The sequence below is a fragment of the Imperialibacter roseus genome (assembly GCF_032999765.1).
Taxonomy (GTDB): Bacteria; Bacteroidota; Bacteroidia; order Cytophagales; family Cyclobacteriaceae; genus Imperialibacter; species Imperialibacter roseus.
The window spans coordinates 3,318,061-3,332,839 of the sequence record NZ_CP136051.1 but is presented as its reverse complement, the minus strand read 5'-3'; the positions used below and the strand labels follow the sequence as shown (position 1 = coordinate 3,332,839).

Annotated in this window: 15 protein-coding genes and 1 tRNA gene; 7 read left to right on the top strand and 9 right to left on the bottom strand. The window is 44.1% G+C overall.

Features of this window, described 5'->3' with window-relative positions:
• The first annotated feature begins 17 nt into the window (after nt 1-17).
• The 3 genes from RT717_RS13715 to RT717_RS13705 all read left to right on the top strand — a co-directional run bounded on the left by RT717_RS13715 (nt 18) and on the right by RT717_RS13705 (nt 3,540).
• On the top strand, nt 18-674 hold the full coding sequence (locus tag RT717_RS13715; RefSeq protein ID WP_317492302.1) for a phosphoadenylyl-sulfate reductase: 657 nt from the start codon (nt 18-20) through the stop codon (nt 672-674).
• Complete coding sequence (locus tag RT717_RS13710) at nt 675-1,598, top strand: NAD-dependent epimerase/dehydratase family protein (RefSeq protein WP_317492301.1); 924 nt, start codon at nt 675-677, stop codon at nt 1,596-1,598.
• Between the two features lie 529 nt (nt 1,599-2,127).
• Complete coding sequence (locus RT717_RS13705; RefSeq protein ID WP_317492300.1) at nt 2,128-3,540, top strand: PKD domain-containing protein; 1,413 nt, start codon at nt 2,128-2,130, stop codon at nt 3,538-3,540.
• Nucleotides 3,541-3,596: 56 nt separating this feature from the next.
• Here the strand turns inward: RT717_RS13705 and RT717_RS13700 are convergent, their stop codons facing one another.
• The 8 genes from RT717_RS13700 to RT717_RS13665 all read right to left on the bottom strand — a co-directional run bounded on the left by RT717_RS13700 (nt 3,597) and on the right by RT717_RS13665 (nt 10,394).
• Nucleotides 3,597-4,013, bottom strand: coding sequence for a BrxA/BrxB family bacilliredoxin (locus RT717_RS13700; RefSeq protein ID WP_151997397.1), 417 nt, complete (start codon nt 4,011-4,013; stop codon nt 3,597-3,599).
• A 71-nt stretch (nt 4,014-4,084) separates the two neighbouring features.
• The gene (locus tag RT717_RS13695) at nt 4,085-4,411 is read right to left on the bottom strand and encodes an SUF system Fe-S cluster assembly protein (RefSeq protein WP_151997396.1); all 327 of its coding nucleotides are present in this window, start codon (nt 4,409-4,411) and stop codon (nt 4,085-4,087) included.
• Between the two features lie 18 nt (nt 4,412-4,429).
• Nucleotides 4,430-4,873: a SufE family protein gene (locus tag RT717_RS13690; protein ID WP_317492299.1), complete on the bottom strand. Its 444-nt coding sequence runs from the start codon at nt 4,871-4,873 to the stop codon at nt 4,430-4,432.
• A 1-nt stretch (nt 4,874) separates the two neighbouring features.
• Nucleotides 4,875-6,122: a cysteine desulfurase gene (locus RT717_RS13685; protein WP_317492298.1), complete on the bottom strand. Its 1,248-nt coding sequence runs from the start codon at nt 6,120-6,122 to the stop codon at nt 4,875-4,877.
• A gap of 2 nt (nt 6,123-6,124) precedes the next feature.
• Entirely contained in the window at nt 6,125-7,435 is a 1,311-nt protein-coding gene (gene sufD / locus RT717_RS13680; RefSeq protein ID WP_317492297.1) for a Fe-S cluster assembly protein SufD, read from the bottom strand.
• Nucleotides 7,436-7,462: 27 nt separating this feature from the next.
• A complete protein-coding gene (gene sufC, locus RT717_RS13675; protein ID WP_317492296.1) occupies nt 7,463-8,224 on the bottom strand; it encodes a Fe-S cluster assembly ATPase SufC in 762 nt (253 codons plus the stop codon).
• 83 nt (nt 8,225-8,307) lie between these two features.
• The gene (sufB, locus tag RT717_RS13670) at nt 8,308-9,753 is read right to left on the bottom strand and encodes a Fe-S cluster assembly protein SufB (RefSeq protein WP_151997391.1); all 1,446 of its coding nucleotides are present in this window, start codon (nt 9,751-9,753) and stop codon (nt 8,308-8,310) included.
• Between the two features lie 179 nt (nt 9,754-9,932).
• Complete coding sequence (locus RT717_RS13665) at nt 9,933-10,394, bottom strand: Lrp/AsnC ligand binding domain-containing protein (RefSeq protein ID WP_151997390.1); 462 nt, start codon at nt 10,392-10,394, stop codon at nt 9,933-9,935.
• A 154-nt stretch (nt 10,395-10,548) separates the two neighbouring features.
• On the opposite strand from RT717_RS13665, the gene RT717_RS13660 reads away from it, so the two are divergent.
• From RT717_RS13660 to RT717_RS13650, 3 genes are all read left to right on the top strand, one after another.
• Nucleotides 10,549-10,673, top strand: a tRNA-OTHER gene (locus RT717_RS13660).
• 213 nt (nt 10,674-10,886) lie between these two features.
• Nucleotides 10,887-12,575: an AMP-binding protein gene (locus tag RT717_RS13655; RefSeq protein ID WP_317492295.1), complete on the top strand. Its 1,689-nt coding sequence runs from the start codon at nt 10,887-10,889 to the stop codon at nt 12,573-12,575.
• 78 nt (nt 12,576-12,653) lie between these two features.
• Nucleotides 12,654-13,616: a DUF3078 domain-containing protein gene (locus RT717_RS13650; protein ID WP_317492294.1), complete on the top strand. Its 963-nt coding sequence runs from the start codon at nt 12,654-12,656 to the stop codon at nt 13,614-13,616.
• 81 nt (nt 13,617-13,697) lie between these two features.
• On the opposite strand, the gene RT717_RS13645 is transcribed toward RT717_RS13650, so the two are convergent.
• Complete coding sequence (locus RT717_RS13645; protein WP_317492293.1) at nt 13,698-14,090, bottom strand: DUF2784 domain-containing protein; 393 nt, start codon at nt 14,088-14,090, stop codon at nt 13,698-13,700.
• Nucleotides 14,091-14,125: 35 nt separating this feature from the next.
• Between RT717_RS13645 and RT717_RS13640 the strand changes: the two genes are divergently transcribed.
• Nucleotides 14,126-14,764 (top strand): FMN-binding negative transcriptional regulator, encoded by a 639-nt coding sequence (locus RT717_RS13640; RefSeq protein ID WP_317492292.1) that lies wholly within the window; start codon nt 14,126-14,128, stop codon nt 14,762-14,764.
• Nucleotides 14,765-14,779: the final 15 nt, after the last annotated feature.

Below are 14,779 nucleotides of genomic sequence, written 5' to 3'. Positions count from 1 at the left end.
TTTTAAACTATAAGGAAGTGACTTTTCAAGAGCTAGAAACGAAAATTAAAGAGTATAAGGCTGACGGGAAGAAGTTGTTTACAACCTCTTCTTTTCAAACGCACAGCCTGGTAATGCTGCACATGCTGAGCAGAATAGATAACTCGATCCCCGTCTATTTTATCAATACCGGCTACCTTTTTCCAGATACAATAGCTTTTAAGGATCAGGTGGCTAAAGAGTTCGGAATAAAAGTGCTCGATGTAAAATCGAGTATGCCAAGAAACATGCAGGTAGGTAATGACGGCAAGCTATTATTTACGAGTGACCCAGACTACTGCTGCTACATCAATAAAACGCAACCAACCGATGCTTTGCTTCAAGAGCACGACATTTGGATCAATGGCGTAAGAGCTGACCAAAGTGCTGTAAGGGCAGCTATGAAAGTGGAGCAACCTGCGCCGCATAATACGTTTCGGTTCCATCCGATGCTGGACTGGAATGCAAAGATGATTTTTCAATACATCAGGGAGCACAATTTGCCGAGGCATCCCATGGACGCCAAAGGCTATATGAGTATCGGCTGTGAGCCATGTACCCGTAAAATGGATCCTGAAATGCAGGAACGTGAAGCCAGATGGTTTGGGATGAAAAAAACAGAATGTGGTTTACATACTGACCTAATCAGTAAATAGATGCGAGTATTAATTACAGGAGGAGCCGGGTATATTGGAACCCAGGTGGTAGGGAATTTGTGCCAACAGCCAGAGGTTGAGAAAATCATTGTGTATGACAACATGAGCAAGGGCAATTTCAATTTTTTCTTTGGCCAAAAGTACCCTGGTCACGAAAGGATAAAGCTGGTCTCGGCTGAGTTGCTCGACAGTAGAACCCTTAGGAAGCACCTGAAGGAAGTGGATGCAGTGATTCATTTGGCAGCCAGGGTAACCACACCATTTGCCAACACCGACTCACACTTTTACGAGCAGGTAAACCACTGGGGAACCGCAGAGTTGGTGTATGCAGTTGAAGAGCTGGATAATGTAAAGAAACTCATATACACCAGCAGCACCGCTGTTTATGGCGCCAGTGAGGATCTTGCCACCGAAAGAGCCGACACTGATCCGTCTACGTTTTATGGTATTTCGAAGCATAGGGGAGAGGAACATGTCGTTCGATTGGGAACAAATAAGGATGCGGTTATACTACGGTGTGGCAATGTATACGGCTACAATAAGAGTATGAGGTTCGATGCCGTCATCAACCGGTTTATGTTTGATGCCAACTTCGGCAATCGAATCCAGATTTTTGGCAATGGCAAACAAGCCAGGGCTTTTATACACGTGACGCACGTAGCTGAGATTATCAAGGAGACTTTGTTGAAGCAAGTGCCGTCCGGAATCTACAATGTTGTTGATAAGAACTTGCCCATTCTGGACATAGTGGACGCCATGAAGGAGATGTTTCCCGAACTTGAGTACACCTTCATTAACCAGCACATCAGCCTTATGGAATTGAAAGTGAGCCCTGAGACACTGCTCGCAGATTATATCAACATGCCTCATCCGGAAAGCCTGAGGCAGGAGCTGCTTGAATTCAAGGAGAAGTTCTCTTTTTAATCACTATGGGTTTCTTCTCCTGCAGTCGACCTAAACTGGATTTAATAGTATTATGATCGCTGATCGCTTGTGGATCATTACACATTGTAAGGTAATTAACGACAGACTGCTTCATTCATAAATTTTTGGAATTTGAATGAGAAATTGTCAGAACCTGCCAAAGCTTTCGTTTTGATTTTTTGTCAATGATTTTTTGCCCCATTCATTGGTTTAATCCAATTTTGTATGGGTAATAATGATTTTTTTGAGTAAATCGTAGATTGAAACATGGCTTTGAATCTCTGATTTCAAAACACTGACCAAATAGTTGAAATAAATGCGAAAAAATTGTATTTCAAAAAGCCATTTCGGGTTCTCTTTAGTTAAGTGGTTGGGGCTGGTAAATTTCTTTTTCGCTAAAAAAAGAGTTTTTCTTACCGTAATTCTAGCTTCTGTAGTTTTTTTTGGGCAGGCCCAAAATAAGATAATTTTCTCCGACTCTAAGGTAAGTGCAAAACACCACGTTTCGGACGGATCTCCTCTTGGGAAGGTGGACAAAAGAAATATTGCTTCGGTTCAGAAGAATAACGAATACGGAGTCAATAGTATTTATGATGAGCATGGTCCCCTGGTGGAGCCGGGTGAAGGACGACTTTTTTTTAGCAGAAGCAACCACCCCGACAATGTAGGAGGTACCAAAGACGCCGAGGATATTTGGACTGCAACCTGGGATCCAAAGACGCATAACTGGACAAAAGTTGAGCGCCTCCCGCCGCCCTTGAACAACAGAGGCCCTAATTTTGTCACCTCCATTACGGTCGAAGAGGGAGTCGTTAATTTGATTTTGGGTAATACCTACGAGAATGGAGAGATTTCAGGCGAGGGACTTTCCTATTCTGAGCTTCGCAATGGTAAATGGACTACACCCGTTAATTTTACAATAAAAGGTTTCAAGAATAAGTCCGGATATGCTGACTTTTTTGTCTCTGAGGACGGAAAGCACATGCTAATTTCCGCAGAAATGGACGATTCAAGAGGCGGGAGGGATATTTATATCAGCCACAGAGTAAGTAAAAAGGCATGGGATGCGCCTACCAATCTTGGGGTCTTGAATACCCCAGGAGAAGATACCTCTCCATCGTTTTCGCCAGACGGTCGGTTCCTTTTCTATTCCTCTGACGGGCAGGAGGGCTACGGCGGCCTCGATATCTTTTATTCAGTTAAACAAGGAGACAATTGGAACGAATGGTCGGGACCGAAGAACCTGGGTAATCAATTTAATGACCGGCATGACAACAAGCACTTTAGCCTGCCACCAATTGGGGAAAAGATATACTTCGTCTCTGGCAACGAGCAGGGAAATCAGGATATTTACTCATTTGTTACCACCTCGGAGGAGTTATACTCCGAATTGACTGGTGAGGATATCTGTTTTGCCGAGAAAATCTTCACCAACGAAAACGCATTTTCGCACAAGCTTACGTGCAATCTCTGTGTCGATTTGGAATACCAGTCTGAGAGTAATAATGGGGAAGTAAAATATCGCTGGGACTTTGGCGACACTTTTAGTGGAGAAGGACGATCAGTCAGTCATTGTTATGATACTCATGGCACCTATGATATAAAGCTTTCAATTTTGGAGGCCTCCACCAGCCGAACAATATATGAAATTGATCACGAGTATGAACTGAATGAGTTTCTGGAGCTCAAACTCGACGAAGAAGTGTCAGGTGTTATCAATGAACCTTCCAGATTCAAATCTCACTTGGCGGGAGCATATCCGGCCAATACCGAGTTCTATTGGGACTTTGGGGACGGTTACTTTGCTTGTGGTGATGAAGTGAGCCACACTTATATACTTCCAAATGACTATGAAGTGAGGGCACTGGCTTCCTTTCACTGGCAGGGCAGGGTGCGGTACCTGATGACCACATCGACCGTTTCTGTGAAACTGACAAAATAAAAAGCTGGCCTTTGAGCCAGCTTTTACTGTGGTTTTCTATTCTTTCCCTTGAAATCTCAGCAATATTCTTCAAAAACATCAACCAAATGAGCTGCAATCATTTGAGCATTGCGGCCCTCAATGTGGTGTCTTTCTACGAAGTGAACCAATTCACCGTCTTTAAAAAGTGCGATTGACGGAGATGAAGGAGGATAAGGCAAGGTATATTCCCTGGCAGTCTGAGTAGCCTCTTTATCTACACCTGCGAACACCGTTCCTAAAAAGTTCGGCTTCTTAGCGCTATTGGCTAACGCCATCTTCACTCCGGGACGGGCTGCTCCAGCCGCACATCCACACACCGAGTTGATAACAATTAGCGAAGTACCTTTGTGGTCTTCAAGATGATTTTCAACATCTTCGGAAGTTCTTAACTCAGTGAATCCTGCACTGGTAAGGTCTGTCCTCATGGGGGCAACTAGTGGTTCGGGATACATTTCCTTATCTTTTTAAAGTTCTATTTATTTCTGAATGACGGCTTAAACGGCCGCTGGATGAATAAACTAATTTACATGAAGCCTAGTTCCAATTTGGCGGCCTCACTCATCATATCTTGCGTAAATGGCGGGTCGAACGTAAGCTCAACCTCCACGTCGTTTACTCCCTCTACCTCTTCAATTTTGGCCTTCACCTCACTGGGAATGGCCTCGGCTGAAGGACAGCTGGGGGATGTCAATGTCATAGACACAAAAACGTTGTTGACGGGAAATATACTGATCTCGTAGATCAGACCCAACTCATATACGTCCACAGGAATTTCCGGGTCATACACCGTTTTGATGGCAGCAATCACCTTTTCCTTCAAATCTGCTTCTTGCTGATTTTGATTTTCCATAGTTCTCAGCGTTTTTGTCTATGTGTTTGTTCCGGCCAACTTAGTCTGAAAGGCCAGTGCATATAACTTCATTTGCTTGATCATCGACGAAAGTCCGTTCGACCTTTGCGAGCCTATCAACTGTCCCATGCCTATCTTTTCTATAAAGAAGAGTTCGGCTTGCATAATGTCCTGTGGCTTTTGGCCCGACAGTACCCGGATCAATAAGCTGATAAGCCCCTTCGTCACTTCAGTATTGCTATCTGCACTGAACTTTATTACTTCGCCTACCAGTTCTGCTGTTAGCCATACTTTTGATTGACAGCCCTTGATAATATTGTGATCTACTTTTTCGCTTTCATCCATTGCTGGAAGCGTAGCGCCCAACTCCATAATGTAGAATATCTTGCTTTCACGGTCATCTCCAAGTATATCAAATTCGGAGATAATTTCTTCCTGAATGCTTTTTATCGACTCCGTCATTTCAATTTTTTCTACCGGCAAGCAGGGTAACCGCTTCCGCCAGCCGGTCAATTTCCTCTTTGGTATTGTAAACAGAAAAGGAGGCCCTAACCGTTCCTTCAATCCCTAAATGTTTCATCAGAGGTTGCGTACAATGGTGTCCCGTGCGGACTGCTATACCTCTTGCGTCCAAATACATTCCCACATCAAGCGGGTGGTAACCGTTGACCAGGAAAGACACCACACTGACTTTGTCTGCTGCCTGCCCAACTATACTCACTCCTGGGATGCTTTCAAGCTTTGCCGTGGCGTAGTGCAATAGTTCTTCCTCATGCGCTGCAATGCGATCCTTTCCATGCTCATTCACAAAGTCGATAGCTGCCCCAAAAGCAACGACATCGGCGATGTTGGGCGTGCCGGCTTCAAACTTGTAAGGAATGGCGTTGTAGGTGGTCTTTTCAAAGGTTACTTCGCTTATCATTTCCCCGCCGCCCTGATAGGGTGGCATTGCTTCCAGCAAACTTCGCTTGCCATAGAGAATTCCCACGCCCGTTGGGCCATACATTTTGTGCGCAGAAAGTGCGAAGAAGTCCACATCAAGTTTTTGTACGTCAACGTCAAGGTGGGCTGAGGCCTGTGCTCCATCCAACAAAACAACTGCCCCATGTTGATGCGCCAGGCTGATTATTTCAGCTACAGGATTTATAGTGCCCAGGGCATTCGAGGCAAATACAACCGAAACGAGCTTAGTTTTAGCTGATAGTAGTTTTTTGAACTCATCAATGATGACTTCTCCTTTTGGGTTGATTGGAATCACCCTCAGAATGGCACCTTTCTCCTCACAAAGCATTTGCCAGGGCACAATATTGGAATGGTGCTCCAGGGTGCTGATGATGATTTCGTCACCCTTGTCGATAAATTTTCTGCCCCAGGTCGAAGCCACAAGATTGATGCTCTCTGTGGTGCCTTTGGTGAAAATAACCTCTTCTACTTCTTTAGTGTTGAGAAAAGCGGCAGCCTTCTTTCTGGTCTCCTCGAAATCAGCTGTAGCTCTTTCAGCTAACGTATGAACACCTCTGTGGATATTGGCGTTGTCTGTTTCATAGTAGTAATCCAGCGCTTTAATGACGGAGGAAGGCTTCTGATTTGTTGCAGCGTTGTCGAAATAGATCAAAGGTTTGCCATTCACTTCCTGGTGTAGCACTGGAAATTGCTTCCGTATTGATTGAATGTCCAATGACCAATCTATTGTTGAAGCTGGGCTGCCCATGACTAATTTTCTATTTTGTCGGTAATTAATTGCTCGAGGTATTCTCTGACAGGCTCTACGGATATGTTCGCTATCACGTCACCTGCAAATGCGTGCAGAAGCATCGCCTTGGCTTTATCTTCTGAAATTCCACGGGCCCTGAGGTAGAACAACTGTTCGTTATCCAGCTGGCCTGTGGTACAACCGTGTGAGCACTTCACATCATCTGCCCATATTTCGAGCTGCGGTTTGGTATTGATCACAGCGTTGGGGCTGAGCAGGATGTTGTTGTTTTGCTGGAAGGCATTGGTTTTTTGCGCATCCTGACGAACAAATATTTTTCCGTTAAAAACACCGTGCGACTGATCGTCCATGATGCCTTTGTACAACTCATTGGAGAATGAATTAGGCTTTCTATGGTCAACAGAAGTGTGGTTGTCTACATGCGTTTTCCCGTCTATCAGGTACAATCCGTACATGTGTGCCTCAGTGTTTTCATCATCCAGGGCAATGTAAAGGTTGTTTCTCACCATCTGCCCACTTAGCGTGACGGTATTGATTGTACACTTGGAATCTCTTTCCTGATATACCAGCGAATTGTCAATCCGCAGTGCAGTTTCGTTTTCGAGCTGGAGTTTACTCCATTCTACGGAGGCATTTTTTTTGCAGAAAACCTCCAAAACGGTATTGGTATACGAAGTATTCGCTCCGGTGGAGAAATTAGCTTCTATCACCTTCAGTTGAGCCCCCTCTTCTACAATCGCCAGATTTCTGTAGTGCGCAAGCATCTCAGTAGCCGATGTGTCATTTGAATGAATGATATACAGCGGCTTATCCAGAACAGTGTTTTTCTTTACTCTAATAAAAATACCTTCTTTTGCAAATGCCGTGTTGAGGTGCGAGAAAGCATCCGGCCACGACTTAACAATGCTGCCCAGGTATTCTTTTAGATCGTCTTGTTCTTTAACAGCCGATGCAAGAGAGGTAACAGTAACTTTTTCGCTTAAATCTCCCAAATCTGAACGGGAAGCATCCAGCTTACCATTGACGAAGTAAAGCTTATAGCCCTCAAAACTGTCAAGAGGGGTGGGGGAGCTGGCGGCGGCAGTTTCGGCTACAATGCCCTGGTAAGCTATGTTCTTTTCAAGTGCCTTGCCAAAGTTGGTGTAGCGATACTCTTCATGCTTTGGCCCGGGTAGTCCCGATTTGAGAACAGCGGCCAGAGACTCTTTTCTTAGCTCGTGCAAGAAAGTTGATTTGCTGCCATTTAAGCTGGCTTCAAACATTTCGAATGCCTTGCCGACGGTGTTTATGTATTCGTTTGGGGTTGTCATTACTTTCGAATTTTCAGGTTAAAAGAACTAAGCAGAAACTATGTCAGCTTCTTCTTTGATCCAGTCGTACCCTTTTTCTTCGAGTTGTAAGGCCAGGCTCTTATCTCCCGACTTGATAATGCGTCCCTTGTAGAGAACATGCACAAAATCAGGCACTATGTAGTCGAGCAGTCTTTGATAGTGTGTAATCAGAATAGTGGCGTTGTCTCTTGTCTTGAGTTTGTTGACGCCATTGGCCACAATTCGCAAAGCGTCAATATCAAGCCCACTATCCGTTTCGTCCAGAATGGCCAACTTCGGTTCGAGCATTGCCATTTGGAAAATCTCATTTCTTTTCTTTTCTCCACCAGAAAAGCCTTCGTTCAACGACCTGCTAAGCAAAGCCTGGTCGATCTCCACCAGTGCCATTTTTTCTTTCATCAATTTAAGAAACGAAACAGCGTCCAGTGTTGGCTTGCCGTGGTGCTCTCTTACTTGATTAAGAGCGGCTTTAAGAAAATTGGTCGTGCTTACACCAGGTATTTCTACGGGATACTGGAAGGCAAGAAAAACACCTTCCCTGGCTCTTTCCTCTGGAGAAAGATCCAAAAGATCTTTGCCAATATATTCTACTTCTCCACCTTCAATTTGATAGTCTTCCCGACCGGCCAAAACAGAAGCCAGCGTACTTTTTCCTGAACCATTCGGACCCATAATAGCATGAACTTCTCCTGGCTTTACTTCCAGGTTAATTCCGTTGAGGATCATCTTTCCTTCTACCGAAGCTTTAAGGTTCTTTATCTTTAACATTGTCAATTACTTTTCTTTTTCACTTTTGCCCGACCTTATTTTCAGGCGTATAAAAACATAATTTTCGTCTGCTGAGTTTCTGCTTAGCCCACGCTGCCTTCGAGGGATATAGCCAAAAGTTTCTGAGCCTCAACAGCAAATTCCATAGGCAGTTGATTCATCACCTCTTTTGCGAAGCCATTTACGATAAGCGCCACTGCATCCTCTGTGGCTATTCCTCTCTGGTTGCAGTAGAAAATCTGGTCTTCTCCGATTTTCGACGTCGTAGCTTCGTGCTCTACAATTGCCAGCGGATTCTCTACGTCGATATAAGGGAACGTATGTGCTCCGCATTTGTCGCCAAGTAGCAATGAGTCACATTGAGAGTAATTTCTCGCACCTTCGGCACGTTTCATTACCTTCACCTGTCCACGGTAGCTGTTTTGGCTTTTGCCTGCAGAAATGCCCTTCGAAACGATCCTTGAACGGGTATTTTTACCAATATGGATCATTTTGGTGCCAGTGTCAGCCTGCTGATAGTTGTTGGTAACAGCCACTGAATAGAACTCTCCAATGGAGTTGTCCCCTTTCAGGATACAGCTAGGGTATTTCCACGTCACCGCAGACCCGGTTTCTACCTGTGTCCATGATATTTTCGAACCGTCGCCAGAGCAAAGGCCACGCTTGGTAACAAAGTTGTAAATGCCGCCTTTGCCTTCTTTGCTTCCTGGGTACCAGTTTTGCACGGTCGAGTACTTCACCTCAGCATCTTTGGCAGCAAAAATCTCAACAACGGCCGCATGAAGCTGATTCTCATCTCTCATAGGAGCAGTACAGCCCTCCAGGTAGCTGACATAGGATCCTTCTTCTGCTACAATCAGCGTCCGTTCAAACTGCCCTGTGTTCATGGCATTGATCCGGAAGTAGGTCGAAAGCTCCATTGGGCAACGCACACCTTTAGGTATGTAGCAGAAAGAACCATCGGAAAACACCGCAGAGTTAAGGGCGGAGAAATAGTTGTCGTTGACTGGCACTACTGACCCGATATACTTTTTAACTAGTTCGGGGTGTTCTCTCACCGCTTCTGAGAAAGAACAAAAGATAATGCCCAGTTCGCCAAGTTTACTTTTGAAAGTGGTAGCCACCGAAACGCTGTCCAGCACGGCATCAACTGCCACACCTGTAAGTCTTTTCTGCTCGTCAAACGAAATACCAAGCTTCTCAAAGGTAGCCCTCAACTCTGGGTCTACTTCGTCGAGGCTCTTAGGCGATATCTTTTGCTTCGGAGCAGCATAAAAAATGATGTCCTGATAATTAATTTCCGGGAAAGTAACATTTTGCCAGGTTGGCTCTTTTAAAGTCAACCAGTGACGGTAAGCTGAAAGTCTCCATTCCAGCATCCATTCAGGCTCTTCTTTTTTTGCAGAAATAAACCTGACAATATCTTCATTAAGACCTTTGGGTGCCGACTCAGTTTCAATATCGGAGTGAAATCCGTATTTATAATCTGATTTGGTGAGCTCTTCCAGTATTTGGTTGTCCTTACTCATCCTCTACTTATTTAGACTGATTATAATTAAAGCAAATGTACAACATAAATTACTACCCCAAGACTTGAGGAGTCATTTTTTTCGCAAAAGGGGCATGAAAATTAAACCCGATAAAGGTTTTAAAACTATGGCACTCATAGTAAAACCTTTATCGGGCTAAATAGTTTCTGAAATAGGTACTAAAAACTGATATGACGGCTCAGGCTTTCTTCGAGACTAATCAGGGTTTCCGTCCTTTCAATTCCTTCCACCTTTTGAATCTTGTCATGAAGCACTTCTCTCAGATGTTTGGTGTCTCTGCAGTGAAGCTTGACGAAGATACTATAGTTACCGGTGGTGTAGTTGACGGTTACAATTTCGGGAATTTCTCTCAAGCGCTCAACGACCTCATCATATAGAGAGCTTTTTTGCAGGTAAATACCGATAAAGCACGTAATATCGTACCCGAGTTTGGAATAGTCTAACTTGAGAGTGGTGCCCTGAACGACGCCCATTTCTTCAAGTTTTTTCATTCTCACGTGAACTGTACCCCCCGAAACGAACACCTTTTTGGCAATTTCAGTGTATGGAATCTTGGCATCTTCCATCAATAGGTTCAGAATCTTCAAGTCTACATTATCAATTTCGTAATTTTTACTCATTTTAACTACCCTGATTTAATAATCTACTATTATGAGAGGTTCGAAATTATGTGTTGTACATTTTTTTATCAAATTTATTAAAAATATTTTAATAAAATCAAACTCTTGTTAATTTTGTTGCAGTCAATTAGATGAATTGACTTGCATATCACAATGTAGGGTGATGAAATTGGCAGCCATGCCCTCCTGTCTCGGGGGTGGGGATAAGGAATAAAGTCCACATAGAGCTCGTGTGGACCTAACTGCTCCGTGGAGGTTCGAATCCTTCTCCTACAGCCATCATTTTTGGGTTAATGTTGTTTATTTGGAAACCGGTATGAATTTCGTTCTACCGGTTTTTTTTATTTTCATTTATTGACTTTCACACCGCAGGCGTCTCGCAACAAGACTTAATCATTTGATTTTTTGCCGTTAATAGCTTATATCGGATGAATAAACAATATGCCTTAGCGATAGTCATATTGGCAGCTCTACTTAAACGATATCAGAACTATGAAAGATTATCCCTGGTTAAAACACTACCCCGCTGGTGTTGCCAAAGAAATTAACCCCGATGAGTATACATCATTGATTGAACTGCTCGGAGAGGCCATGAAGAAATATGCAGATCAGACTGCGTTTCTCAACATGGACAAAGGCTTTACCTACAGGGAGGTGGATGAGAAGTCGACACAGTTTGCTGCCTATCTGCAGAAAAAATTGGGTCTGAAAAAAGGAGACCGCATAGCCATCCAAATGCCAAACTGCCTGCAGTACCCCATCGTCATGTTTGGAGCCATCAAGGCTGGGCTTGTGGTGGTTAACACCAATCCGTTGTATACACACAAGGAAATGGAACACCAATTCAAGGACTCGGGCGCCAAGGCCATTGTGATTGTTGCCAATTTTGCGTTTAACCTCGAAAAAATAATAGCCAACACCGATATAAAGCATGTCATTGTTACTGAGTTGGGTGACTTCTTAAAGGGTATAAAAGGGCCCATCGTAAACTTCGTAGTGAAGCGTATAAAGAAGATGGTGCCGTCCTTTAGTATCCCCGGAGCCATCAGTTTAAAACAAGCTATGAAGGAAGGTGCCAGTCTTCAATTTGATAAGCCGGAGATCAGGGGAGAAGACGTGGCGTTTCTGCAATACACAGGAGGTACCACAGGTGTGTCCAAGGGAGCCACATTGTCGCATCGTAACATGGTTGCGCATACCTTGCAGACGACGCAGTGGTTTCAGCCGATTTTCGTGGAAGGCGAGGAGGTGGTGGTCATCACCGCACTACCGCTTTATCATATTTTCGCCTTGGCGGTGAATGGCCTGCTGATGTTTCATGTGGGAGCAAAAAATGTGCTCATAACAAACCCGAGAGACATGAAAGCTTTTTGTGCCGACATGAAAAAGAACCCGTTTAGCATTATTACTGGCGTTAATACGCTGTTCAACGGCTTGCTTAATCAGGAGAGTTTCAAAACGCTGGACTTTAGTAAACTTAAGGGAGCGATTGGCGGTGGCATGGCCGTGCAAAAGGCAGTGGCTGAAAGATGGAGGGAAGTGACCGGGTGCCCTCTGGTAGAAGGATATGGATTGAGCGAAACCTCGCCGGTACTTGCTTGCAACCCACTTGATGGCACTCATAGAAATGGGTTTATAGGCTTGCCAGTTCCAAGTACGCAAATAGTGCTGCTGGACGACGATGGAAAAGAGGTGCCTGTTGGTCAGCCTGGAGAAATATGTGCAAAGGGCCCACAAGTAATGAGTGGCTATTGGGAGAGACCCGACGAAACGGCGAAAGTGTTTGTTGATGGTTGGTTCAAAACCGGCGACATAGGGATTATCGACAAGGATGGTTTTGTGAAAATTGTTGATCGGAAGAAAGAAATGATTCTCGTTTCTGGCTTCAATGTCTATCCGAATGAAGTTGAAGACACAGTAGCCAGCCACCCGAAGGTTCTTGAGGTAGGTGCTATTGGGGTGCCCGATCCAAAATCGAACGAGGCTGTAAAAGTCTTTGTAGTAAAAAAGGATCAAAGTCTTACTGAAGAAGAGCTCATAAGCTTTTGCAGGGAGGGCCTGACACGCTACAAAGTACCGAAGCATGTAGAGTTTGTGAAAGAACTTCCCAAATCTAATGTTGGTAAGATTCTGCGGCGAATTTTGAAGGAAAATGATGCGAAGGTTAATTCTTATAATTGAAAGCCAGATATTTGTGACTTTTCGATCAGGCTTTGGAATGTTTTTGGATCAACTGTTAAACGCTATTAAAAATTTGTTATGAAGAAAAGTCTAATTCTAATGTTATTGTTTTTTGCGGTTCTGGGATCGACTATTGCGCAGGACGCAACACCAGCCGACACTACTTACTGGAGGAAAGGGTTCCTTGGAACCGCTTCTTTTACCCAGGTAAGCCTTACTAACTGGGCTGCTGGTGGTCAGAATTCTATATCACTTGGCGGCTATATGACCACATTCGCCAATTATGCCAAGGACAGGAACTCCTGGGAGAACTACCTCGAGTTGGGCTACGGTCTTATTAAACAAGGAGATGCCGATTTTCAAAAGACAAACGACAAGATAAACATTGTCAGTAAGTTTGGTAGAAAGATGTCGCAGGCAAAAGACGGCAGGCTGTACTTCTCTTCATTGATTGATTTTAGAACTCAATTTGCGCCGGGATTTTCCGCCCCTGGAGATGAAGAGTATATTTCGAAGTTTATGGCTCCAGGCTACGCTTTGGTGGCTACTGGTGTTGATATTAAGGTGAATCCCAGTTTCTCGGTCAATTTCGCACCTGTTACTGGCAAGTTCACCTTTGTAAACGATGATAGATTGGCCAATGCAGGTGCCTTTGGTGTAGAAGGAGCTGTTTTTGATACTGATGGTGTCACTGTTTTAACCCCTGGGAAGAAGGCGAGAGCTGAACTTGGTAGTTTTTTGAAAGTGAACTACAAAAAAGAGGTTGTTTCCAATGTTAACGTCGAATCGAGGCTGGAAATGTTTTCCAACTACTTGAACAACCCTCAAAACATCGATGTGAACTGGGAAAATATCATCATACTGAAGGTAAACGAGTGGCTAAGCACAAGCTTTATTACTCAGCTGATTTATGATGATGATATAAAAATTGCTCAATTCGACGAGGCGGGTGTGCAAACAGGGGCTGGGCCAAGGGTGCAATTCAAACAGCTTTTCGGGATTGGGCTAACTGTGAAGATGGGAGACAAGTTGAAAAAGTAGAAGCTTTTTGCATTTAGGAAAGAATTAATTACATTTACTCCATACTTTTTTAGCTGGGTAAAGAATTTTTTTGGGAAGGCGTTAGCCTTCCCTTTTTTGTTTCAAACGTTCGACCTTTCGTTTTTGGAAAAACTTAACCCCGGCCATAACGATTCCAAACATAAGTCCGGCGGCAGTAAATATGTCAACAATGCGTTTGTTTGCATTTAACCCGGTTGCTTGATCGAAAATGTACTTAGTGAACGAGTTGGGTAAGTGCTTTTCGCCGAGCTCTTTTTTAATGTCCCAGTGCCAGTCGGTAAGGGGGCAATAGCCGAGGCCATACCAAATGCCGAGAAATAACCAGGCCGCAATAGTGAGGGCTAATGCTATCAAATGAGCTTTCCGTGTTGCTTCAGGTATCCAACCAAACAGCACAAACAGCACAAAAGCGGTGTGAAATCCTGTTAAGAAATAGTCAAGAAATTGTAACATACGTATTAGTTTGCATCATTAATCAAGTATGCGATATGTATGTAGCTCCTTATTTTCAAATGACTGATGCTGATAAAGTCTTGGACTTCATCAAATCGAACCCATTCGGGATTCTCGTAGCAAGCCAATCAAATATACCACTAGCAAGTCACATACCATTTTGGCTGGAGGAAAGAGAGGGTAGTTATTTTCTACTAGGACACATTTCCATCGCCAATGAACTGGGTTCAGTGCTGGAAGAGGTAGATCAGGTGTTAGTCATTTTTCAGGGCAGCCATGGATATATTTCGCCGTCCTGGTATGAAAAGCAGAATGTTCCCACCTGGAACTACCAGGCCGTTCATATTTACGGATCAGCCGCACTGCTTTCCGGGCCGGAGTTGGAGGCGCATGTGAAGGAGCTGATGGACAGCTACGAATCGAACATCCCCGGAGGACGAAAATATGAGGATATGACTGCCGACTACCGGGACAAGGAGTTGCGAGGCATCAAAGGCTTCAGGATAAAAATAGAGAACGTGGAAGCTGCCTACAAGCTGAGCCAAAACAGGAATGAGAGGGATCATGCGAATATCATTGAGCAACTCAAAAAAAGCACAAATCCTCACGACCATGAGTTGGCCAGGTTGATGGAGGAAAACCGCCCGACACCAAAACAAAAAGCCGGACTATAAGCCCGGCTTCATGCT